The following is a 22877-nucleotide window of genomic DNA, read 5'->3' on the forward strand; positions in this document are numbered from 1 at the left end:
GAGGAAGGACCCCGGTGCGGCGGCGAGTCGGGGGATGGCCGTCGCGGGCCTCTTCCAGGTCGGCGATGCCGATCCCTGCCTCGTTGTCCCCGACCGGCTGACGGACGAAGTCCGCGCGCGCCGCGGGATCGCCGGGTCCGAATGCCCGGCGATCCCGCGGCGCGTCTCCGGGGAGATCCGGTCGCTCCGAAGGTCCACGGCGGTGACGCTGCCGCCGTGCGTCAACAGCACCCCGCCCACGGCGTCCGCCGGCCGCCCGCCGCGCGGTGAGAGGCCGTGCCGGCCGGCGAGGCGGACCGGGACATCGTCAGGAGCGCCGGGGGTTACGCACGTGCCAGCAGAGCGTCGGACGGCCGAGGGATATCATGCGGGCGAGCCGATGCGCCAACTGCCGTACGGATCAGCGCAGTCCGGCGAAGAGGTCGTTCTCGGGCAGGGCCGCGTCGGTGGTGTCCCTGACGCGTACGAAGGTCTCCGTGCCCATGAACTCGCCGAACCTCTCCTTGCCCATCTTGAGGAAGAAGATGTTGTCGCCCTGACTGGCGTGCGCGGCCAGCGAGTCGAACTTCTGGCCACTGAACGCGGTGGCGTCCACCCAGGTGGTGATCTCGTCGTCGGGAAGGCCGATCTTGGCCATCTCGGCGAGTTCGGCGGGGTCGGGCTCCGGCATCTCCGGGTGGAACTCGCGCATGAGCTCGCCGAACCGGTGCATCGTCGAGCGGGGCATCGTGGTCCAGTACACCTTCGGCGTGAGCTCGATCATGTCCAGCGCCGCCATCGTGATGCGGTGGGCCTGGATGTGGTCGGGGTGGCCGTAGAAGCCGTTCTCGTCGTAGGTGACGACCACATCGGGCCGGTAGTGCCGCATGAGGTCAGCGAGCCGGGCCGCGCCTTCCTCCACGGGGGTCTGCCAGAAGGCTCCGGGGGCGTCGTTGCTCGGCCAGCCCATCATTCCGGAGTCGCCGTAGTCCAGCATCTCCAGGTCGCTGATCTTCAGGACCTCACAGCTCGCCTCGAGTTCCTGACGGCGCATCTCGGCGACGGCCACCGGATCGTGGCCGGGATCGCCCGGCTTGACACCCCCTGGTCCGTCCCCGCAAGCGCCGTCGGTACAGGTCACGAGAACCGTGCGGACGCCTTCCGCGGCATAGCGCGCGAGGACTCCTCCGGTTCCGGTGGCCTCGTCGTCGGGGTGGGCGTGCACTGCCATCAGCGTCAAGGGCCGGTCAGTCATGAAACAGTCCTCCTGAAGGAATACGTCGTGATTCACATGCGCGGCGGGCATACCGCCGTCGCGGGGTCCGGACCCTGGTGGGGCGGAAGACCTCGTGATCTCCGTGTTCCCCGTCCATGCGGCGCCGGTCCCTCAGCCGTTGCAACCGTGCCGACCGGACCGACTGTTCCCGATCCGGGCTCTCAGCCTTCCAGACGCGGGCGTTTCAACGCGAACGAGGTACCGGCCCGACCTGTGCGTCTTGACGCCATGCGGGGTCCGGCCGCCGTCCGACGCCGCCTGTGAGGTCCCGATACGGACATGGGGCCATACATCACTGTGGCCGCGCGGCTTGCACGGCGTGCGTGATCCGCCCCGGCTGGCGTGCGGCCGGATGCGATGCGGGCCGGCCCCGCCGCGTCGACCGGGCTCTCCGCGCTGACTGCTCGCGGTGCGAGTAGGAGCGTCGTCGCGGCCGATCACCACGGCACCGCCGAGGCCCAGCCGACCAGGGCATGGTCTCGTCGTGGTGCGGGGCGAACCGCGCGACGGAGTGGGTGGCATCCGGTGGTTCTGGCCGCGGACGCGTTCGTCGACGGGCCGGACGGCCTCGCGTATCGATCCGTTCGGGTGGCCGGAGCGGTTGCCCGGTCCGTCGCCGAAGCCCGGCGATCCCAGCACCGCGTCTCTTCGACAAGCGTCCCGACCTGCCGGGCTCCAGCTGGAGGTCTAACACCGCCGACGTTCGAACCTGTCCTCAGCTCAGCGATCACGAACGCCGAGCCGCCGTAGGGAAGGCTCCCTCGGCCTCATCCTGAGGAGGCCGTCGACACCTCAGTCCTCCCCGGCCCCCAGCACGTACAGCCCCGGCAGGTTCACCACGATCGCCTCCTGCGTGCTGCGTGCGATCACCACCACGGCCTCTTCCGCCGGGTCCGGGTTCTCCTCGCGGTGCGGCACGAACGGCGGGACGAAGATGTAGTCGCCGGGAGACGTGCGCAGGCGGATCTCCTCCGGCCGCGGGCCCGTGTCGTCGAGGAACACGAACTCGGGGTGTCCGCTGACCACATAGATGGCGGTCTCGGACTCGCCGTGGTGGTGGTCCGAGGAGGCCGTGGAGGGGGCTACATGCGTCTGGCCCATCCACAGTTTTTCGGAGCCGACGGTCTTGCCGGACACCGCCGCGAACCTGCGCATGCCACCGCTCTGCGCGGTGTCGCCGTCGAGGGCGTCGGCGCGGACGTGGTGCAGGCGGGTGCGCAGGGGGGCCGCCGACTCGCCTGGGGCATCGTGGAGATGGGGGTGGAAACCTTCGCCGGGGGTTGTCAGCGGCTCGCTCATGGTGGGCGACGCTAGAGCCGCCACGAAAAGGATGTCAAGAGGTATCCATTGCCCTTCACCTGCGGCAATGTTCCCGCAATGTACGAGGGGCGGATGCGGGGAACGCGTGAGGGGTACCCCGGGAAGCCCTCGTGACCGGGCCCGCGTCGGGCATCATGTGCGCATGCATATTTCCGCGAAGGCGGACTACGCCACGCGGGCCCTCCTGGAGCTCGCCTGCGAACCTGCCCGTCCGCTCACGTGCGAGGCGATCGCCTCCTCGCAGCAGATCCCGTTCCGGTTCCTGAAGTCCGTGGTGGGCGAGTTGCGCAGAGCCGGTCTGGTCCGCAGCCAGCGTGGCTGTGAGGGCGGGTACTGGCTCGGCCGGCCCGCTGCCGAGATCACGCTGCTGGACGTCGCCCGTGCGGTGGACGGGGAGTTGATCACCCTCCGCAGCGAACCCCTGGCCGGACTCGACTACCCCGGCCCCGCCTCCGGCCTGCCCGGAGTGTGGCGCCGTGTCGAGGCCGAGGCCGCCGCCATCCTCGGCGGCACGACCCTGGCCACACTGCTGCCCGCCACGGCGACGGACGCGAACGGCGACGACGAAAGCGCCGCCGAACACGAACACTCACCGGGCGAGCACCTGAGCCACCAGGGAGCCGCATGACGCCGGACACCGACCGGCCGGACACGGGAGTCACCGGCGGCGCCGAAGTTACCGAGGGCCGCGAGGACTACGAGACCCGCGACGTCACCGGACACCACGAAGCCACCGGCGCCCTCGCCGACCCCAACAGCCTTGACGGACGCGGCCCCCGCGACAGCCCCGGCGCCCTCGACATCGTCGAGTACACCGACCCCCTGTGTCCCTGGGCCTGGGGGTCCGAACCCGTCTTCCGCCGCCTCCGCGCAGCACTGACCGACGACGACCGCGTCCACTGGCGCCGCGTCTACTGCATCCTCTTCGACCACGACGACGACCCCGCCCCCGATCCCGCCGCGGAGACCGCCTGGTACGCGCGCTACGTCGAGGAGATCAGCGCACACACCCACGCACCGCGAGCGCTACGGCTGAGCCGTGTCGCCGCGAGTTCCTGGCCGGCCTCACTGGTCGCCAAGGCCGCCGAGGCGCAGGGCACGGAAGTCGCCGACCGGGTCCTACGGCGGCTGCGGGAGAGCGTGTTCGTGCTCGGGGAACCCGCGGACACCCCCGAGTCGGCGCTGGCCGCGGTGTCGGGCGTACCGGGTCTCGACGCGGAGCGTTTGGCGGCCGACGCGGCGTCGGCCGAGGTGCTGGCGCAGGTACGCGCCGACCACGCCGAAGCGCGTCGCCCCGTGGCCGAGGTGCTGTCGGTACGCGGTGGCGACTCGCCCCATCCCGGTGCCGCCAAAGAGGCCTCGGACGGTCAACGCCGTTACGCACTGCCGACGTTGCTCGTGCGCACCGCCGCCGGACACCGCGTCGTCCCCGGCTGGCGCCCGTACGAGGAGTACGTCGCGGCCGTCACCGAGCTGAGCCGCGGGCTGTTTCCCGCACCCACCGCACCGCATCCCGCCTCACCGCTCCGGCCTGCGCTCGCACCCACACCGCTCCCCCCGGCGACAGCCCTCGCCCACTACCGCACCCTCACCGACCCCGAACGCATCCACCTCACCGACGCGGCCCCCTGGCCCCCGCCCGGCACCGTCCGCGTGGACACCGCCAACGGCCCCCTGTGGCTCCACCCGGACGAGGCCGCCGTGCACCCCGCCACCGCTCCCTCGCGAACCACCGCACCCCGCTAGCCCTCTGATCAGGGGTCAGGCACCGTCCCGGCGTCCCTCAAAGGCCGTCCCCGGGATCGTCCCGCCGAATGAGACACCAATTGGTGTCCATTGACAGCCGCCGACGGACGGCCCCAGGATGTGCAGCATGCTCACGACGCACCCCGGTGTGGTGTGCCGCTACGTGGACCTGCGGCGCACCTGTAGCGCTCTCTGTCGCTGACCCGCCGCCCCCGGCCCACTGGCGCCTGACCGCGCCCCCGTTGGCACCGGCGCCCCACCGCCTCGCCGACCGGCGCCCGTCCTCCCGCGCCGCTCCCTTCGCGCTTCGCCGCCGTCTCTCCGCCTCCGTATCCCGGCTGTCTTCCGTGCTCCGCCGACGCCTCCTGCCCTGGGCGCGGCATGCCCCCGTGCGCCTCGAAGCCGCACCGGCATGCCCGTCGTCCCGGTCCGCGTGATGTCCGGCCCTCGGGTCAGCCGCTTCCGCCCTTCTTCCGCAGCACCCCGCTCATCTCTCGCCGCACCTCACCCCGCTTCCGCCGCCCCGCGCTCTCCTCCGCTGCCACGGCGCGGCCGGAAGCCCTCGAAGAAAGAAACCAAGATGCCCGGACGACTCACGCCCCGCAGCCCTCGGACGGCCTTCCGCCCCGGCCGGCTGCGCGCCGCCGCACTGGGGACCGCCCTCGCCACCGTGCTCGTCCCCGCGCTCAGCGCCTGCGGCGGCGACGCCTCGACGGCCGGCGGCGGTGCCACGCTGAAGTGGGCCTCCTCCTACTTCCCCACCCACTGGGACCCGGTCGTCGGCGGCAGTGGCGCCCAGTTCCGCGAACTCGCCCTGGTCTACGCCTCGTTGACCCGTACGGACGCGACCGGCAAGGCCGTGCCCGACCTGGCCAAGAGCTGGGAGTACAACACCAAGGGCGATCAGATCACCTTCCATCTGCGCCCCGGCCTCACGTTCAGCGACGGTACGCCGGTGGACGCGACCGCCGTGAAGGCAGCCATCGTGCGCGCCCAGAAACAGAAGAACTCCGCGCTGTTCGGCGACCTCACCTCGATCAAGTCGGTGGACGCCGACGGACTGGACGCGGTGCTCCACCTCAGCCAGGTCGACTACCAGATCCCCCAGCTCCTGGGCGAACGCGTCCTCCAGATCGCCAGCCCGAAGGCGGCGGCGTCACCCACGAAGCTGGACCAGAACCCGGTCGGCGCGGGCCCGTTCACCGTCACGCAGCTCGTACCGGGCACCAAGGTCCTCCTGAAGAAGAACCCGGACTACTGGGACGCCAAGAACATCCACATCGACAACGTCGAGCTGACCTCGGCGCCCGACGCGGCGACGGTCGTCTCCGGACTCCAGACCGGCGTCTACAACTTCGCCGACATCGCGCCCAGTCAGGCCGAGGCCGCCAAGAAGGCCGGACTCGACGTCTTCGTCCAGCCCGGCTTCAACGCCAACAACATCAGCCTCAACGTGAACAAGGCGCCGTTCAACAACGCCAAGGTCGTCGACGCGGTCCGCTACGCCATCAACCGCCAGGAGTTCGTGGACAAGCTGACCTTCGGCTACGGCTCGGCGACGAACCAGCCGTTCCCCAAGGGCTACGTGGCCTACGACCCGCAGTCCGCCAACGACTACGCCTACGACCCGGCGAAGTCCAAGCAGCTGCTCTCCGAGGCCGGTTACCGGGCCGGCCAGATCAAGCTGGTCCTCGTCATCCCCGCCGAGGACCCCCAAGCCGAGGTCGTCCAGGCACAGTTGGCGAAGGTCGGCATCACCGTCGACATCAAGGTCGACAAGAACTGGGCGACCCCGTTCTTCGCCAAGGACCTGACGCTCTCCCTCTACGGGACGACGGGGCGTGACTCCGCCGCACAGACCCTCACCGCGCACTTCGGCCCGAACGGCCCCCTCAACCTCAGCTCACCGTACGAGCCTTCAGGCTTCGAGGCGGCCATCGCCAAGGTGCGGCAGACCCCGCTGGACTCGCCCGACTACACGAAGGTCCTCCAGGCGGCGACCCGGGCCGGCCTGGAGAGCAAGGCGCTGGTCTTCACCTACTCGTCGCCCAACCTCATCGCCAAGAGCAAGTCCATCTCCGCCCTGCCCAAGAACCCGGCCCACATCGACTGGACCGGCGTGACCATCGGCACGAACTGACACTCCGTCAACTCCACTGTCGTAAAAGGTCGATACGGCCTCTGCGCATCCCAACAGCTCACTACAGGTCACTACAGGTCACTACAGAGAGGGGGCAAGCCATGACGACGACGGAGGCACCGGCCACACCACCCGACGTCCGTCACCGGGTCGCCACGACCGGGGCGCGGCACACCGTGGGCCGCGTCCTGGTCACCCTCGCCCGGTCGATCGCGATCTTCGTGCCCGTGTTCCTGGTCGCGACGTTCGTGACGTTCGCGCTGCGGTCACTGAGCGGGCTCAGCCCGGCGCGGATCCAGCTGGGCGAGGAAGCAACTCCCGCGGCGGTTGCGAGAGTCGAGGCACAGTGGGGTCTCAACCGGCCCTTCCTGGTCCAGTACGCCGACTGGCTGGGCGGGGTGCTGCACGGGCAGCTCGGCACCAGCTGGACCAACGGCGCCGACATCTCCACCCTCATCGGCCTCGGCCTGGGCGTGAGTCTGTCGGTGGCGTTCTTCGCGCTGATCATCGGCGTGATCGCGGGCTTCGGCCTCGGCACGCTCGCCGCGCTGCGCCGTACGACCTGGGTCGACCGTGCGATCACCGGCTTCGTGACGGTGATCTCGGTGATGCCGGCCTTCGTCGTCGGGATCGTACTGGTCGCGGTGTTCGCGGTGGGACTGCATGTGTTCCCGTCCGCCGGCTACGTCCCGGCGGCGCAGGGGCTCGGGCCATGGCTCGCCCATATCACCCTGCCCGCGGTCGCGTTGAGCTTCGACGTCGTCGCCGATGTCGCCCGGCAACTGCGCACGAGCCTCATCGCGGCCTACCGCGAGAACTACGTGACGGGCGCGGTCGTACGGGGGCTCAGTCCGCGGCGGATCTTCCTCGGCCATGTGCTGCGCAACGGACTGGGTCCGGCACTCGCCACGCTGGGCCTGAAGTTCCCGACGCTCGTCGGCGCCTCCGTCGTCACCGAGTGGATCTTCGGGCTCCAGGGCTTCGGCCGGTTCGCCAACGACTCCGCGCAGGCCGGTGACGTACCGGCCGTGCAGGGGGTGCTGGTGGTGTCGATCGTCCTGGTCGTCGCCTTCAACCTGATTGTCAACCTGGTGCTGGCGCGTGTGACGCCGGCGTCCCAGCGGGGGGTGTGACCATGGTGCGCCGCGTGCTCTCCCTCACGTCCGGCCGGATCGCGCTGGTGATCCTGACCGTGATCGCCCTGCTCGCCGTCCTCGGGCCGTTCATCGCGCCCCACGACCCGCTGGCCACCAGCTCCGACACCCTCGCCGACGCATCGGGCGCGCACTGGCTCGGCACCGACTACCTCGGCCGCGATGTGCTCAGCCGACTGCTCGACGGCTCCCGGGTCAGCGTCCTCGGCTCGCTCGAAGTCGCCCTCACCGCACTGGGAGTCGGGGCGATCCCCGGCATCCTGTCGGTGTACTTCGGCCGGGTCTTCGAATGGGTCACCCTCCGGCTGACCGACACCCTTGTCGCCCTGCCCTTCCTGCTGTTCGCGGTCGCCGTGGTCGCGCTGCTCGGCAACGGCATCACCCAAGCGATGCTGGTCACCGGCGTGTTGGTATCCCCGTTGTTCTACCGGGTGGCCCGCGCCGCCACGCTGGCCGTGGCCCGCTCGCCGTACGTGGAGGCGGCGCTCATCTCCGGTGCGTCCATCGGGTGGGTCGTGCGGCGGCATGTCTGGGTGAAGGTACTGCCGCCGATCGCGGTCGCGCTCGCCCAGACCATCGGCGTCGGTTTCGTCATCGTCTCGACGCTGACCTTCCTCGGCATCGGCGTCCAGCCGCCCGCACCCACCTGGGGCGGCCTGCTCGCCTCGGACCTCGGCTATCTCACCCAGAAGCCGTGGGCGCCGCTGATCCCCGCCCTGCTCATCATGGTCACCGTCTGGGCGTGCAACCTCCTCGCCGACGCGATCCGCGACGTCTCCGGCGAAGCGGGCCGCGCCCTGGTCAACAACCGCAGGGCGCGCGCCAATCGACTCTCCGGGGCCGAGACACAGAGCGGCTCCGGCTCCGACCTCGCGAACGTTCACGCCGGAGGTGCGTGATGGCAACCCTCTCCGAGAAGGTCCTCACCGACGCCGAGCAGAACACCGGAGCCGTAACCGACGGCACCGGCGTTGGCACCGCCACGGCTCAGCCCGGACACCGTCCGACCCCTTCAGCTCCCGCCCCGTCAACACCCGTCCTCTCCGTACGGGACATCCGCATCAGCGACCAGGCCGCCGGCCAGGAGATCGTCCACGGCGTCACCTTCACGCTGACGCCCGGCAGGACGGTCGGCATCGTCGGCGAGTCCGGCAGCGGCAAGACGCTCACCTGCCGGGCCACGCTGGGCATCCTGCCCGCCCACTTCGAGGTCACCGGCGGCTCGATCGAGATCGACGGCCAGGACATCTCCGGGCTCACCTCCGCTCAGTGGACGGCCCTGCGCGGCGCCACGATCAGCGCGGTCTTCCAGGACCCGGCGTCGTACCTCAACCCCTCGATCCGGGTGGGCGCCCAGATCGCCGAGGTGCTCCGGGTGAAGAAGGGCCTGAAGCGGCGCGCGGCCCGCCAGGGGGCGATCGACCTGCTCCGCACGGTCCATCTGCGCGACCCCGAACTCGTCTACGGCCAGTACACCTACGAGCTGTCCGGCGGCATGCTCCAACGCGTGCTCATCGCCGCCGCGATCGCCGCCGACCCGCGCATCCTCATCGCCGACGAGGCCACGACCGCGCTCGATGTCACCGTCCAGGCCGAGATCCTCGACCTGCTGGCCGACCTGCGCGAACGTACCGGCCTCGCCCTCGTCCTGGTCTCCCACGACCTGGCCGTCGTCGCCCAGCTCTGCGACGAGGTGCTCGTCATGCGGCAGGGCGAGGTCGTCGAACAGGGCCCGACGCACGAGGTGTTGCACAACCCCCAGCACGCGTACACCCGGCTCCTGATCGCCGAGCACGAGCAGTACGGCCTGGACAAGTTCCTCGCCGTCGGCCCTGGCGAGGCCGAGGACGCCGTAGAGACTCTGGACGCCGAAGAGGAGGACGCATGAGCACCACCGACCGCCCCCCGGCGCCGCAGCCCACGCAACCGACCCAACCCGTCCTGAACATCGTCGACTTGGAGGTCCACTACGGCTCCCGTCGGCGCCGCCGCCGGGCCCTGAACCGGGTCTCCCTGAGCATCGCCCCGGGCGAGACCGTCGGCATCATCGGGGAGACCGGCTCCGGCAAGTCGACGCTCGCGCGGGCCGCGCTCGGGCTGGTGCGCGCCTCGGGCGGGTCGATCGTGATCGACGGCGAGGAGGTCGGCGCGTACGGCCCTCGCCAGTGGCGCGCGCTGCGGCGGCGCGGAGTCATCCAGTACGTCTTCCAGGACCCGCTGCGCAGTCTCGATCCGGACGTGACGATCGAGGCCTCGCTGGCCGAACCCCTCCTGATCCAGGGCGTGTCACGGCAGGAGGCGGCGGCGCGGGTGCGGGCGTTCCTCGACCGGGTACGGCTCTCCCCCGGGCTGCTCGACCGGCTGCCGGGTGAGTTGTCCGGCGGTCAGCGTCAACGGGTCGCGGTGGCACGGGCGTTGGTGACCGAACCGCGTCTCGTGATCCTCGACGAACCGGTCAGCGCCCTCGACTCCGCGAACCGCGTGCAGATACTCCAGATCCTCAAGGAGCTCCGCGCCGACGGGGTGGCCCTCGTCTTCATCTCCCACGACCTCGGCTCCGTCGCCGGCGTCGCCGACCGGATCGCGGTGCTGTACCAGGGCGAGTCGGTCGAGGTCGGCGCCACCGGCGACGTCATCAACCAACCCCAACACCCCTACACGCGCCTGCTCGTCCGGTCCGCGCCCACCCTGCACAGCGCGGCTGCCGACCGTGCCGAACGCGAGGCCCTGCGTGCCCTTCTGCACGCCTGACACCCCCTCAACTGCCGCTGACAGACAAGGAACTGCCATGTCCCGCACGCTCCACCTCGCCCTGCACCCCTACGGCGTGGGCGGCCCCGGCCAGCACGGTCTGTGGAAGGACCCGCGCGTCGCGAAGAACGCCAGCATCGACATCAACTACTACATCCGGTTGGCGCAGACGGCCGAACACGCCCTGTTCGACGCCCTGTTCATCGTCGACAGCCAGTTCATCAACTCCACCTACCCGGCGCACTATCTCAACCGCCTCGAACCGCTCACCCTGTTGTCGGCCGTGGCGACCCACACGAAGCATCTGGGCCTGGTGGGCACGGCCAGCTCGACGTACAACTCGCCCTTCAACCTGGCCCGCCGCTTCGCCTCGCTCGACCACATCAGCGGCGGCCGGGCCGGCTGGAACGTGGTGACGAGCTTCGACACCGGTACCGCGCGGAACTTCGGACTCGACGAGCACCTCGACTACTCCACCCGCTACGGCCGCGCCCTGGAGTTCGTGCAGGTGGCGCAGGGGCTGTGGGACTCGTACGAGGACGACGCGTTCCCGGCGGACGTCGAGCGGGGCGTGTTCCTCGACCCGGCGAAGCTGCACGGACTCGACCACGAGGGCGAGCACTTCAAGATCGCGGGTCCGCTGAACCTCTCCCGCTCCCCGCAGGGCCAGCCGGTGATCTTCCAGGCCGGGGTGTCCGAGGAGGGCCGTGATCTCGCGGCGCAGGTCGCCGAGGGCATCTTCGCGCCCGGGGGCACCCTGGAATCGGCGCGGGACTACTACGCCGACGTCAAGAAGCGCACCGCCGCCTACGGCCGTGACCCCGAGCACGTCAAGATCCTCATCCACGGCGGCCCGGTCGTCGCCGCCACCGACGAGGCGGCCCGCCGCCGGGAGCGGGAGATCTTCGATGAGGACGACGACTTCGACCGCAACCTGGCGCTGCTGGGCCGGTCCTTCGGGGCGTACGACTTCAGCGTGCACGACCTGGACGCGCCCTTCCCCGATGTCGCCCACCTCGCCGAGAAGGGCGGGCGCACGGGGGCCACGCAGCTCATCGCACGGGCCAGGGCCGAGAACCTGACACTGCGTCAAGTGGCGGAGTCCATCAACCAGTTCCGGCAGTCGCCGTTCGTCGGGGACCCGCGGACGGTGGCCGACACCATCCAGCAGTGGTTCGACGCGCGCGCCCTCGACGGCTTCAACCTCGCCTTCCGCACCGAGGAGGAGCTGAACTACTTCGTCGACAGCGTCGTCCCGCTCCTCCAGAAGCGGGGCCTGTTCCGCACCGAGTACACGTCCGACACCCTGCGCGGCAACCTCGGCCTGCCGATCCCGGCCAACCGTCACTCCCGCGAGCGCCAGCTCGTGAACGACTGAGAGGGCCGGCTCACCATGACGAGCGAGAGGCCACGCTTCCGGCTCGGTTTCCTCACCCATGTCCAGGGCCGTGACGACGACATCGCCCGCACCTACCGCAATGCACAGGAACTCTTCGTCGTGGCCGACGAGTTGGGCTTCGACGTGGGCTGGGTGGCCCAGCACCACGTCCCCCTCGGGGGCGGCGGCCTGTCCTCGCCGTGGACGTTCCTGGCCCACGCGGCGGCCCGCACGACCCGCATCCGGCTCGGCACCGCCATCACCGTCCTGCCCCTGGAGGATCCGGTCCGGCTCGCCGAGGACATCGCCACCGTCGACACACTCAGCTGTGGCCGGGTTGAGCTCGGCGTGGGCAGCGGGTCAAGCGCGGTGGAGTACGCCGCGTTCGGCAAGGACGTGGCCCGCAAGCGTGAACTGACCAGCGAGCACCTCGACATCGTCCGACAGGCGCTGGACCGGCGCGAGGTGGGCACGCCCGGCTTCCGCATCCAGCCCCGGCCCAGCGACTTCGACGACCGTGTCTGGCAAGGGGTGTTCAGCGGGCGGGGCGCCGCGTTCGCCGCGCGGGGCGGTTCGAATCTGCTGCTCAACCGGGCGGCCTACGGCTTCGACGCACCCACCGACGAGGTCCAACGCCCATGGGCGGACGCCTACTTGGCCGCCTGGAAGGAGCCGCGGCGCCCGCGCATCGGCCTGTCGCGGTTCGTGTTCCCGGCCAAGGACCGGCGGACCGCACTCGCGGCGATCGGCGACGACGTCCACCGGGCGGCCTTGCGGATGGCGGAGCACGGCGCGTTCCCCAAGGGCCTCGGCCAGGACGAGGCGCTGCGCCGCTTCCACTCCTTCTACGGCCATCCCGATGAGATCGTCGCGGCGCTCGGGCAGGAGCGGGTGCTGCCCGTCGCGACGGACCTGATCACCCAGTTCAACCCCGCCGTCCCCAACCACGACGCGGCCGTCCGTGCCCTCGAACTCATCGCGACCGAGGTGGCACCGGCGTTGGGCTGGCAGCCCGCGCCGACGGCCTCGATCGTATCCGCAGGAGTGTGAAATGACCCAGTACAGCGACTACTTCGGCCCCGAGGGCCTGCGCGTCCGGGGCACGGTCCTGATCGTGCCCGGCCGGGGCGAGACCCACTCGACCTACACCCGCTTCGGCAGGCGGCTCGCCGCCGACGCCTACCGGGTCCGGATCGTCGACGCCCCCGATCTCGACACCGAGGACCTGACCGCGCTCGCCGCCCGGCTCTCCGAAGCGGCCGAGGACACGGCCGCGGACGACGGTGTCGTACGACCGCTCGTCCTCGTCGGCGCCGATTCGGGCGCCGCCGCCGTGGCCACGCTGCTCGACCGGGAACCCGGCGTCCGGCCCGACGCCGTCGTCCTCGCGGGCCTGCCCGGCCGCTCCCCCGGCACCACCGCGACCGCCGGCACCTGGGACGAGGAACTCGACGTCCGCACCGCGTGCCCCACCCACCGGGGCGCCCTCACGGAGGACCCCGAGGTGCGGCGCGGTTCGCTCGACGAGGTGGTGCCGGAGGCCGTGCTCGGCGCCGCCTACGACAGCAAGACCGCCGTACCGACTCTGCTGCTGGTCGGTGACGCCGATCCGCTCGCCGATCACGAGGCGCTCGCACATGCCGCCAAGTCCCGTGCCAGCGCGCGGCTTTCGGTCGTGCACGGTGCTCATCACGATGTGCTGAACGACCTCCAGCACCGTTCGGTGGCCGCCGAGGTCGTCACGTTCCTGGAGACGCTGCGCAACGATCTGCGGCCGCTGGTCACGGTGCGGTCGAGCGCCTGGTGAGCGTTCGGCCGCCCGCTCGGTCCGTCGTCCGAACCCCGATCACGGAAGGTCCGTCATGGCCTCGATCCTGTCCGTTTCCGGCAGCCCCTCCCCCACCTCACGCACCACCCGCCTCCTGCGTCACCTGGACGACCGGCTCCGCCTCCAAGGCCATGACGTGACCCCGCTGGAGGTGCGCACGCTGCCCGCGCAGGCGTTGCTGGGCGCCGACTTCGGGCATCCGGCGATCGCCGCCGCCACGGCGCTGTTCGAGCAGGCGGACGGGGTGGTGATCGGCACACCGGTCTACAAAGCAGCGTATTCGGGCCTGCTGAAGTCGCTCCTCGATCTGCTCCCGCAGTACGCGCTGACCGGCAAGACGGTGCTGCCGCTGGCCACGGGCGGCAGCACGGCCCATGTGCTGGCGATCGACTACGCGCTGCGTCCGGTGCTGAGTTCCATGGGGCCGTCGCACATCGTGCCGGGGTGGTTCACGCTCGACAAGGACATCACGGTCGGCGAGGACGGCACGCTGACCGTGGCGTCCGCGACCGCGACGGCGCTGGAGCAGGTCACGGACCACTTCTCGCGCGCGTTGGGCGGTTACACGGCGGTGCTCGCCTCCACGGGGTGACGGCACCCGGGGGCCGGCGTGGTTGTGGCAGTCGTGTTTCAACTGCCCACGTCACGCTGGTCCTCCGGCACCGCCTGTGGTTCTCTCACGCTATGACCGTGCTCGTGACCCGCCGCCACGTCGACTACGTGCGTGTCACCAGCACGGGGTGTTCCGCCGCGAGCTGACGCTCCGCTCCGGCAGCCGATCCCCCTCCTCACCATCGCGCCGCGCCGTCCTCCGTCCTGCCGTCCTCCGGTCGGGGCGGCGGTCCCGCGGTCGTGCCACGCACCCCAGCACCCCGCACGCTCCGCACAAGGGAGAACCATGAGCCAGCCCATCGACTCCGTCGCCGCGGGTCACACCCCCGAGGACGAGCCCGCAGGCCCCGACACCTCGGCCTGGTCGTTCGAGACCAAGCAGGTTCACGCCGGTGCGGTACCGGACCCGACGACCGGGGCGCGGGCGACGCCGATCTACCGGACCAGCTCGTTCGTCTTCCGCGACACCCAGCACGCGGCGGACCTGTTCGCGCTGGCCGAGCCCGGCAACATCTACACCCGCATCCACAACCCCACACAGGACGTCTTCGAGCAGCGCGTCGCCGCCCTCGAAGGCGGAGTCGCCGCGGTCGCCCTCGCGTCCGGGCAGGCCGCCGAGACCCTCGCGATCCTGACGGTGGCGTCCGCGGGCGACCACCTCGTCTCCAGTACGTCCCTGTACGGCGGTACGTACAACCTCTTCCGGCACACGCTGCCGAAGTTCGGCATCGACGTGTCGTTCGTCGACGACCCGGACGACGCCGAGGCGTGGCGGGCGGCGATCCGGCCGAACACGAAGGCCCTGTTCGCCGAGACGCTCGGCAATCCGCGCGGCAACGTCCTCGACGTCCGTGCGGTCGCGGATGTCGCACACGGGGCGGGCGTACCGCTGATCGTCGACAACACCGTGCCGACGCCGTACCTGCTGCGGCCGATCGAGCACGGCGCCGACATCGTCGTCCACTCGGCGACGAAGTTCCTCGGCGGGCACGGCACCACCATCGCCGGTGTCGTGGTCGACGGCGGCACCTTCGACTTCGGCGCGCACGCGGAACGGTTCCCCGACTTCAGCGAGCCGGACCCCAGTTACCACGGTCTGCGGTACTGGCCGGCGCTCGGCCCGGGCGCCTTCGCGGTCAAGCTGCGGGTGCAGCTGCTGCGCGACCTCGGCCCGGCGATCTCACCGCACTCGGCGTTCCTGCTCCTTCAGGGCGTGGAGACGCTGAGTCTGCGCATCGAACGGCACTCGTCCAACGCGCAGGCCCTGGCCGAGTGGCTGGAGCAGCGCGACGAGGTGGCCGCCGTCCACTACCCGGGACTGGAGTCCAACCCCTGGTACGAAGCGGGGCGGCGCTACCTTCCGCGCGGTGCCGGTGCGGTGCTGGCCTTCGAGCTGCGGGACGGGGTCGAGGCCGGGAAGCGGTTCGTGGACGCGGTCGAGCTGTTCAGTCATCTCGCCAACATCGGGGACGTACGCAGCCTCATCATCCACCCGGCTTCCACGACCCACAGCCAGCTGGACGAGGCACAGTTGGCGGCGACCGGTACCTCGCCGGGGCTGGTGCGGCTCTCGGTCGGCATCGAGAACCTCGCCGATCTGAAGGCCGACCTGGAGGCCGGGTTCCGCGCGGCCAAGGGCGCGTCCTGAACACCGTACCGACACCGTCAGGGGTCCCCTTTCCGCCGGCCTCCGGGGCCTGGCGGGTGGGGGACCCGCCCGGGCGCCGTCAGTGGCATGCCAGGGAGAAGCCCCTCGCGCTGGAGGCGGGGGGTGAACTGCCCGGTGTGCGGCTGGCGTTCGAGACCTGGGGGCGGCTCGCGCCGGACCGCTCGAACGCCGTGCTGGTCCTGCACGCCCTCACCGGCGACAGTCATGTCGCCGGTCCCGCCGGGCCGGGTCACCCCACCCCGGGTTGGTGGGACGCGCTCGTCGGACCCGGCCGCGTCCTGGACACGGAACGGTGGTTCGTGGTCGCGCCGAACGTGCTCGGCGGCTGCCAGGGCAGCACCGGTCCGTCCTCCCTCCGTGCGGACGGACGGCGGTGGGGCGGGGCCTTCCCGTTCCTGACCCAGCGCGACCAGGTCGCCGTGGAGGCCGGTCTCGCGGATGAACTGGGCGTCGAGCGCTGGGCGTTGGTGGTCGGCGGGTCCATGGGCGGGATGCGGGCCCTGGAGTGGGCCGTGACGTACCCGGAGCGGACGGCTGCGCTTCTGCTGCTCGCCACCACCGCGTCGGCGAGCGCCGAGCAGATCGCATGGGCCGACATCCAGCTGCACGCCGTCCGTTCGGACCCGCACTGGCACGGCGGCGACTACCACGACACCGGCCGGGGACCCGACGCGGGACTCGGGCTGGCCCGGCGCCTGGCCCACGTCACCTACCGCAGCGAGCCGGAGTTGGCGGTCCGCTTCGGCCGTGCGGCGCAGGGTGCGGAGGACCCGTGGGACGGCGGCCGGTACCAGGTCCAGTCGTATCTCGACCACCACGCGGCCAAGTTGGTACGCCGTTTCGACGCGGGCAGCTACGTCACGCTGTCGGAGGCCATGAACAGCCACGACATCGGCCGCGAACGGGGTGGAACACGTGCCGCGCTGCGCCGGGTGAAGGCCCGGACCCTGGTCGCCGGGGTGGACTCCGACCGGCTCTATCCGCCGTACCAGCAGGCCGAGTTGGCGGCCGGGATTCCCTCGGCGGACCGGCCCCGGGTGATCGAGTCGCCGTACGGCCACGACGGGTTCCTGATCGAGACGGAGCAAGTGGCCTCGCTCGTACGCGAACTCGTCGGCTGACCGCTGAGTGACTCCGGACATGGCAGCTTCCGCGCGTGAACTCCTATGGCGAACCGGGAAATGGACTAGACAATTGCGGACCGGTCTTTCAATGCCGTGCGACCCGTCAGGGGGCGTTTCCGAAGCCGGGGCGTGTTCCTGAATGCGGCGCCCCGGAGAACCGGGCGGCCCCGGTGCCGAATTGCCGTTCCGGGACCGCCCCTTGTCACGACTACTCAATTGTCATATGCCCGGCTGTTGTCACACCTCCAGGCTTGCCTCAAGTCGCTTGAGGTGATGCCTCGCCAGCGCCAGATTGCTGCGCTCGCGGTCCAGCGCCAGATACAGGAAGAGCGAGCCGCGGGTGCTCGCCAGCGGTCTGATCAGGTGGTACTGCTGACCGAGGGTGATCAGGATGTCCTCGATGCGGTCGTCCACGTTGATGGCCTTCAGCGTGCGCTGCTTGGCCCGTACGACCTCGGTGTTCCCCGCCCCCGCGACCTCCAGGTCCAGATGCGGCCCGCCGCCGAGCGCCCCCAGCGTCATGCCGCTCTCGTAGTCGACCAGGGACGCCCCCAGCGCCCCGTCGATGGTCATCGCTTCCTTGAGTGTCGCCTCAATGTTCACGTGGTGCCTCGTTTCCCTCACGAGCCGGCGAGATTCAGCATCTCGCCACGAAAACGGTCGCAATGCGAACCGTGCGGGTAACAGACAACACCATCTTTGGTCAGAGTTGCGATAGTTGGCAAACAAAGTAGTGTGCTCGCCAGAGTGACTGAAGGGGGGACCTTTGTCATCGCTCGACGCCGCACTGGGCCGCGCCCTGACCACGCCCGGTATCAGCGGAGCCGCGGTACTCGATGCCGTCACCGGCCTTTCCTATGCGGAACTCGGTGAGGTGAGTGCCGGTCAGGACTCCTGCGAAATAGCGGAGTTGACCCGCACCCGCCTCAATCGGGCAGGCGCGGAGGGGGAGGTGGAGAGCATCGTCGTCACCACCTCGACACGGCACCTCGTGACCATCCACCTTCCGCGGCAGGGCGACCCCTTGCTGTTCTGCGCGACGGTCGACCGCGACCGCACCAATCTCAGCTCGGCGCTGCGCGAACTGCGGCTGTACGCCGACGAGTTGCTGGCATGACGGAGCGCACCGAGGAGCCGCTGCCCGACTCCCGCAACGTTCCCGCCCTGTTGGCGGTGCTCCGGGCCCAACGGCGTTCCTGCACGGTGGTCGTGACCGGCACCCCGGGTGGCTCGATCCATGTGCGCGACGGTCTGGTGGTGGCCATGGAGACGCCGGGGGCGCCGGGCGTCGAGGGCCTGCTGTTGCGGTCGGGCCGGATCGACGAGCGGGCCTGGTCGGCGGTCCGCGCCTCCGACACCACACATGAGCATCTCGCCGCCGGGCTGGTGGACCAAGGACTCGTCGGCGCGGGTGAGTTGGAGGTCGTCAGCCTGAGCGCGCTCTTCGACGCCGCCTTTGCGCTCTCCCTGGCCGTACCCGACGGCTGGGAGGTGACCGACCCCGTGCCGACGTTGTACCGCAACGCCGGAGTCACCCCCGACCGTCTCCTCGCCGAGGTGTCCCGACGTCTCAACGCCCTTGGCGGGGAGCCCGGTTCGGCCGCCGCCCTCGCCCGCGCCCGGCTGCGGCCGACGTCCGCAGGGCACCTCTCCGAGACCCCGGGCGGACTTCCGGCCCGGCACCGCGCGGTCCTGACCGCCACGGACGGCCGCCGCACGGCACGGGACATCGCCTTCACGCTCGGCCGGGGCCTCTTCGCCGTCATGCTCGACCTGCGCCACCTCCTGGACCGCGGCCTCGTCGAACCGCACACGCCCCCGCAGGACCGCCGCCCGAGCACGGCGCCACGGGTCGCACCCCCTGCGGCGACAGCCGCCGCGCCCGGCCCCGCGTCGCTCCCCCGTCGACTCCCCGGCCGGAACTCCGTACCGGCGCACCGGCCCCACGACTGAACCCGAACCGCCCGCCCCGGCCGCGTCCCCACCGCGTTCCCCTCCTGACTCGCCGTCCCACCGCATGCACGCACACAGGAAGAAGACGCCATGAGCGACCCCGTGACCGACCTCCTCATCGCCCTGCGGGACACCGTGATGGGAGTCACCGAGACCACCCTGGCCACCAGCGACGGGCTCGTCGTGGCGAGCGACACCACCAAGACCCACCCCGAGTCCATGGCCGCGGTGGCGGCGGCGACCCTCGCCCTCGGCAACAGGCTCGCCGACCAGGGCGGCACCGGACATCTCCGCGAGATCAGCGCGAGCTGTAGCACGGGCCATGTCATCGTGACGGCCGTCGGGGACCGGGCCCTGCTCGCCGTGGTGACGGACGACGGCCTCGACCAGGCCGCGTTCCGGCGCGAGATCCCGGCGGTGACGGCGAAACTGCGGCGGCATCTCGACGAGGACGTGTAGGCGGACTCCCGGCCCCTCCCGCGCACAGCCCTGGACGATGCACGACACCGGTGAGGAGTTCTGGGGCGCCAGGCCGCCGTTCAGGACTCCGTCGAGCCGGTCCAACTGCCGTCAGAGGGTGAGGAGTTCCTCGTAGAAACCGCCGAATCCCCGTGCGCGGTCGACGAGATGGATCTCCAGAATCCAGTGGCAGGTGCGGCCGGTCCTGTCGGTGCGGCGCATCGGGGTCTCGTTGTCGGGGGTGACGTACGACTCGACGTGGGCGCCCTCGATCGTCTCGTGCGGGAACTCGCCGACCAGGTGTCCGGCGTGCCAGCCGCCCAGCTCCCAGCCCGCCTTCTCCGCGAGGCGGGCGACCTCGGCGTAGAGGCCCGCGCCGGTGATGTCCGGGGTGTTCTCGAAGAAGCGCCGCCCGGCCGCGAACACCTGGGGCAGGTCGTCCCGCAGCCGCTGCTTGACGGGGTCGTCGCCGAGGACGAAGGTCCGGCCGAAGTCGGCCTCGTACTCCTCGAAGATCGGCCCGAAGTCGGCGAACACGATGTCGTCCGCGCCGATCACCCGGTCCGGCGGGTTCTCCTTGTACGGCTTGAGGGTGTTCGGCCCCGAGCGCACGATCCGCTTGTGCCAGTGCCGGGTCGTACCGAACAGTTCGTTCGCGAGATCGCGAATCCGGTCGCTGACGGCCCGCTCCCCCTCCCCGGGCGCCACGAGCCCGCGCTCCTCGATCTCCGCGAAGAGCAGCACGGCCTTGGCCTGGGCATCGAGCAGGCGGGCGGCCCGCGTGGGTTCGTCGTCAGCCATGGGGCGAACCTAACCAGGCAGATCGTTCCCGGCAACGCGATTCCCTGGACGGTCCCGGCCGGAACGATGTCCGGTGCCGTCGAAGCGGTGTCGGCGCCGTTCCTCGCCGCTTCCTCCGATCTGCCAGCCCGAAGCGAACTCCCAGGTGGCGGATGCGACGAGGTCGGTGACGGGCGCGGCCGGAACGGCTAGTTTGTGGACTCACCATCAGTGATAAATCCGGCAATCAACATCTTTTCTCTTCTCTGTGAGGCGTTCCGTCATGAGCCTGAGCATCCGCAACCAGATTCCCGGCACCGTCACCGCCGTCACACCCGGCGCGGTGATGGCGACGGTGAAGGTACGCCTCGCCGGCGGCCAGGACCTCACCGCGGCGATCACGCTGGAGGCCGTGAAGGACCTGGGGCTCACCGAGGGCACGTCCGTGCACGCCATGATGAAGTCCACCGAGGTCGCGCTCGCCACGAGCCGGGTCGAGGGCGTGTCCATCCGCAACCAGCTGCCCGGCACGGTGAGCGACGTGGCCACCGGCGGAGCGATGGCCGTCGTCAAGGTCACGGTCGACGGGGGCGAGCTGACCGCGGCGATCACCAAGGACGCCGTCGGCGATCTGGGCCTGCGGACGGGTTCGACGGTCGTCGCGCTGATCAAGTCGACCGAGGTGTCCCTGGCGACCGCCTGACGCGGGGCGGTCCCGGTCAGGCGTTGACCGGCCCGGTCTCCTCGCGCGGAACCCGGGCCGTCCGCCCGTCGGGCGCGGCGAACACGTCGGCGTGCACCGAGGGCGCCGACGTAGGCGATCCCGGTGGTCGGCGCGGTGTGCAACACCGGGATGTCGACGTCCCGTTCATGGCTCCGCGCGGTCGGACAAGCGGCGGCCGGACGCTCGGAGAGCAGCACGGCCGCGTCCTCGGCCGTGGCCGTCGCCGTGACCTGCCGACCCATCAAGTGGGCCTGCGCGACCAGGAGTTCGGCGAGTTCGCCACCGGCGGGGATGGCCGGACGGGGACGCGGGACCCGGCGTCGGACGCGGTCCGTGTGAGCGCCTACGCTGCTTGGGGAAGGTAGCCCTGACCAGGAGTCCAGCGGAGAAGGGACGTCACCCGTGGCGAGCGAGCGACACGATACGGCCGAGGCCGGCGACGCGTCCCGGCCCGTCCCGCCCGGCCAGCGTCATGTGCACGGCTGGCCGGTGTCGCACTACGGTCCCGTGCCGCGGTTCCGCCCCGAGCGCTGGAACCTGCGCGTGCACGGCGCCACCGCCGACGGTGCCGAGCGCGTGTGGACGTTCGACGAGCTGGCGCCGCTGCCGCATGTGACGGTCGTCGCCGACCTGCACTGCGCGTCCGGTCCGACCTCCACCGACCACGAGTGGTACGGCATCCCCGCGACCGCCGTCCTGGAGCTGGTCCCGCCCGCGCCGGAGGTCACGCACGTCATGGCGTGGGCGGAGTACGGCTATTCGACCAATCTCCGCCTCGCCGATTTCACGGCACCGCAGACGCTGCTGACGACGCATCACAACGGCGAGCCCCTCACCGCCGAACACGGTTTCCCGCTGCGGCTGGTGGTGCCGCATCTGTACGGCTACAAGAGCGCGAAGTGGCTGCGCGCGATCGAGTACCTCACGAAGGACCGGCGCGGCTTCTGGGAGGAGCGCGGCTATCACACGGTCGCCGATCCGTGGAAGGAACAGCGCTACTCCTACCAGGAGCAGGACGACGACAGTGTGTGACGGCACCCCCGCTGAGCGGCGGAAACCCGCGTCACGGCGCCACAAGGACGGCACGTAACCTCGTCCGCATGGTCACCGGCAGCTGGGGCCGCCGTTCGAGCCGGCCGGCTGCGGTCACTGGACGCAGCAGGAGCGCCCCGCCGAGGTGAACGCCGCCCTCGTCGACTTCTTCACGGGCTGCGAGCGGGAGATCAACGGCGGGCCAGGAACGGTGTCAGACCCTTCGTGATCACCTCGGCCAGCCTCTCCTGGTGCGCGGTGAGGAAGAAGTGGCCGCCGGAGAGGGTGACGAGGTCGAAGGTGTCGGTGGTGTGCCCGCGCCAGGCCTCGGCCTCGTCCGCGGAGACCTTCGGGTCGTCGGTGCCGGTGAACACGGTCAGCGGGCAGTCGAGGGGCGGGCCGGGCGCGTACCGGTAGTTCTCCACGATCCGGTAGTCGGCGCGGATGGCGGGCAGCACCATCCGCAGGAGTTCCTCGTCGGCGAAGACCCGGTCGTCGGTGCCGCTGAGGGTGCGGATCTCCCGCAGCAGACCGGCGTCGTCCAACGCGTGGGCGTACTCCGGCCGTTGGCGGGAGGGAGCTCGCCGACCGGACACGAACAGGGCCGCCGGAACCTGTCCCGCGGCCGTGAGGGCGCGGGCGACCTCGAAGGCGAGCATGGCTCCGAGGCTGTGGCCGAAGAGGGCGAGGGGCTGGTCGGTCCAGGGCAGCAGTTCGTCCACCACGGCCCGCGTGAGCTGGTCCAGGCTCTCGGCGAAGGGTTCGCCACGGCGGTCCTGGCGGCCGGGGTACTGGACCGCCAGGACCTCCACCTCGGGGCTCAGCATCGCCGGCAGGCCCGCGAAGAAGGTGGCTGAGCCGCCCGCGTGGGGCAGGCAGACGAGGCGCACCGGGGCGGTGGGCCGGGGCTGGAACCGCCGTATCCACAAGGTGCTTCGGGGCTCGGTCATAT

At 70.8% G+C, this 22877-nt stretch carries 23 protein-coding genes and 1 pseudogene; 19 read left to right on the top strand and 5 right to left on the bottom strand.

All coding sequences use genetic code 11. The annotated features are described in order from the left end of the window. Positions 1–400: 400 nt before the first annotated feature. Positions 401–1234, bottom strand: coding sequence for a PIG-L family deacetylase (locus ACIRB1_RS15355; protein ID WP_403465866.1), 834 nt, complete (start codon positions 1232–1234; stop codon positions 401–403). Positions 1235–2047: 813 nt separating this feature from the next. Then, positions 2048–2554, bottom strand: coding sequence for a cupin domain-containing protein (locus ACIRB1_RS15360; protein WP_403465867.1), 507 nt, complete (start codon positions 2552–2554; stop codon positions 2048–2050). 163 nt (positions 2555–2717) lie between these two features. On the opposite strand from ACIRB1_RS15360, the gene ACIRB1_RS15365 reads away from it, so the two are divergent. The 13 genes from ACIRB1_RS15365 (at position 2718) to ACIRB1_RS15425 (ending at position 16974) form a co-directional block, all read left to right on the top strand. After that, entirely contained in the window at positions 2718–3203 is a 486-nt protein-coding gene (locus ACIRB1_RS15365) for an RrF2 family transcriptional regulator (protein WP_403465868.1), read from the top strand. Next, positions 3200–4321: a DsbA family protein gene (locus tag ACIRB1_RS15370; protein ID WP_403465869.1), complete on the top strand. Its 1122-nt coding sequence runs from the start codon at positions 3200–3202 to the stop codon at positions 4319–4321. Before ACIRB1_RS15365 ends, ACIRB1_RS15370 begins: the two co-directional genes overlap by 4 nt. 580 nt (positions 4322–4901) lie before the next feature. Continuing rightward, positions 4902–6461, top strand: a complete 1560-nt coding sequence (locus ACIRB1_RS15375) for an ABC transporter substrate-binding protein (protein ID WP_403465870.1) — start codon at positions 4902–4904, stop codon at positions 6459–6461. A 101-nt stretch (positions 6462–6562) separates the two neighbouring features. After that, positions 6563–7594, top strand: a complete 1032-nt coding sequence (locus ACIRB1_RS15380; RefSeq protein ID WP_403465871.1) for an ABC transporter permease — start codon at positions 6563–6565, stop codon at positions 7592–7594. 2 nt (positions 7595–7596) lie between these two features. Continuing rightward, positions 7597–8514: an ABC transporter permease gene (locus ACIRB1_RS15385; protein WP_352181628.1), complete on the top strand. Its 918-nt coding sequence runs from the start codon at positions 7597–7599 to the stop codon at positions 8512–8514. Further along, on the top strand, positions 8514–9503 hold the full coding sequence (locus ACIRB1_RS15390) for an ABC transporter ATP-binding protein (RefSeq protein ID WP_403465872.1): 990 nt from the start codon (positions 8514–8516) through the stop codon (positions 9501–9503). The genes ACIRB1_RS15385 and ACIRB1_RS15390 overlap by 1 nt, the downstream gene beginning before the upstream one ends. After that, positions 9500–10366: an ABC transporter ATP-binding protein gene (locus ACIRB1_RS15395; RefSeq protein ID WP_403465873.1), complete on the top strand. Its 867-nt coding sequence runs from the start codon at positions 9500–9502 to the stop codon at positions 10364–10366. The genes ACIRB1_RS15390 and ACIRB1_RS15395 overlap by 4 nt, the downstream gene beginning before the upstream one ends. 37 nt (positions 10367–10403) lie before the next feature. After that, positions 10404–11744, top strand: coding sequence for an LLM class flavin-dependent oxidoreductase (locus ACIRB1_RS15400; RefSeq protein ID WP_403465874.1), 1341 nt, complete (start codon positions 10404–10406; stop codon positions 11742–11744). A 15-nt stretch (positions 11745–11759) separates the two neighbouring features. After that, the gene (locus ACIRB1_RS15405) at positions 11760–12794 is read left to right on the top strand and encodes an LLM class flavin-dependent oxidoreductase (protein WP_403465875.1); all 1035 of its coding nucleotides are present in this window, start codon (positions 11760–11762) and stop codon (positions 12792–12794) included. Between the two features lies 1 nt (position 12795). After that, positions 12796–13551 (top strand): alpha/beta hydrolase, encoded by a 756-nt coding sequence (locus ACIRB1_RS15410; protein WP_403465876.1) that lies wholly within the window; start codon positions 12796–12798, stop codon positions 13549–13551. A gap of 55 nt (positions 13552–13606) precedes the next feature. Beyond that, positions 13607–14164 carry an NADPH-dependent FMN reductase gene (gene ssuE, locus ACIRB1_RS15415; protein WP_352181622.1) on the top strand — a complete coding sequence of 186 codons (558 nt, stop codon included), beginning with the start codon at positions 13607–13609 and terminating at the stop codon, positions 14162–14164. A gap of 306 nt (positions 14165–14470) precedes the next feature. Then, complete coding sequence (locus ACIRB1_RS15420) at positions 14471–15832, top strand: bifunctional o-acetylhomoserine/o-acetylserine sulfhydrylase (RefSeq protein ID WP_403465877.1); 1362 nt, start codon at positions 14471–14473, stop codon at positions 15830–15832. Continuing rightward, complete coding sequence (locus tag ACIRB1_RS15425) at positions 15829–16974, top strand: homoserine O-acetyltransferase (RefSeq protein WP_403466210.1); 1146 nt, start codon at positions 15829–15831, stop codon at positions 16972–16974. Before ACIRB1_RS15420 ends, ACIRB1_RS15425 begins: the two co-directional genes overlap by 4 nt. 240 nt (positions 16975–17214) lie before the next feature. Here the strand turns inward: ACIRB1_RS15425 and ACIRB1_RS15430 are convergent, their stop codons facing one another. Further along, positions 17215–17580: a hypothetical protein gene (locus tag ACIRB1_RS15430; RefSeq protein WP_352181620.1), complete on the bottom strand. Its 366-nt coding sequence runs from the start codon at positions 17578–17580 to the stop codon at positions 17215–17217. Positions 17581–17743: 163 nt separating this feature from the next. Between ACIRB1_RS15430 and ACIRB1_RS15435 the strand changes: the two genes are divergently transcribed. The 3 genes from ACIRB1_RS15435 (at position 17744) to ACIRB1_RS15445 (ending at position 19389) form a co-directional block, all read left to right on the top strand. After that, on the top strand, positions 17744–18094 hold the full coding sequence (locus tag ACIRB1_RS15435; RefSeq protein ID WP_403465878.1) for a hypothetical protein: 351 nt from the start codon (positions 17744–17746) through the stop codon (positions 18092–18094). Next, positions 18091–18930, top strand: coding sequence for a hypothetical protein (locus ACIRB1_RS15440; RefSeq protein WP_403465879.1), 840 nt, complete (start codon positions 18091–18093; stop codon positions 18928–18930). Before ACIRB1_RS15435 ends, ACIRB1_RS15440 begins: the two co-directional genes overlap by 4 nt. A 90-nt stretch (positions 18931–19020) precedes the next feature. Then, on the top strand, positions 19021–19389 hold the full coding sequence (locus ACIRB1_RS15445; RefSeq protein ID WP_352181617.1) for a roadblock/LC7 domain-containing protein: 369 nt from the start codon (positions 19021–19023) through the stop codon (positions 19387–19389). Positions 19390–19500: 111 nt separating this feature from the next. Here ACIRB1_RS15445 and ACIRB1_RS15450 read toward each other — a convergent pair whose 3' ends face one another. Further along, positions 19501–20190, bottom strand: coding sequence for a M24 family metallopeptidase (locus ACIRB1_RS15450; RefSeq protein WP_403465880.1), 690 nt, complete (start codon positions 20188–20190; stop codon positions 19501–19503). A gap of 262 nt (positions 20191–20452) precedes the next feature. Between ACIRB1_RS15450 and ACIRB1_RS15455 the strand changes: the two genes are divergently transcribed. From ACIRB1_RS15455 to ACIRB1_RS15465, 3 genes and pseudogenes are all read left to right on the top strand, one after another. After that, positions 20453–20872 carry a molybdopterin-binding protein gene (locus ACIRB1_RS15455; RefSeq protein WP_403465881.1) on the top strand — a complete coding sequence of 140 codons (420 nt, stop codon included), beginning with the start codon at positions 20453–20455 and terminating at the stop codon, positions 20870–20872. Positions 20873–21295: 423 nt separating this feature from the next. Then, positions 21296–21925 carry a molybdopterin-dependent oxidoreductase gene (locus ACIRB1_RS15460; protein WP_403465882.1) on the top strand — a complete coding sequence of 210 codons (630 nt, stop codon included), beginning with the start codon at positions 21296–21298 and terminating at the stop codon, positions 21923–21925. Positions 21926–22016: 91 nt separating this feature from the next. Beyond that, positions 22017–22154, top strand: a pseudogene (locus ACIRB1_RS15465) (alpha/beta fold hydrolase); the annotation flags it as partial. Here ACIRB1_RS15465 and ACIRB1_RS15470 read toward each other — a convergent pair. Next, the gene (locus tag ACIRB1_RS15470; protein WP_403465883.1) at positions 22117–22875 is read right to left on the bottom strand and encodes a thioesterase II family protein; all 759 of its coding nucleotides are present in this window, start codon (positions 22873–22875) and stop codon (positions 22117–22119) included. The pseudogene ACIRB1_RS15465 and the gene ACIRB1_RS15470 sit on opposite strands and share 38 nt — an antisense overlap. Positions 22876–22877: the final 2 nt, after the last annotated feature.

The sequence above is a fragment of the Streptomyces sp. NPDC096013 genome (genome assembly GCF_044763565.1).
Classification (GTDB): domain Bacteria; phylum Actinomycetota; class Actinomycetes; order Streptomycetales; family Streptomycetaceae; genus Streptomyces.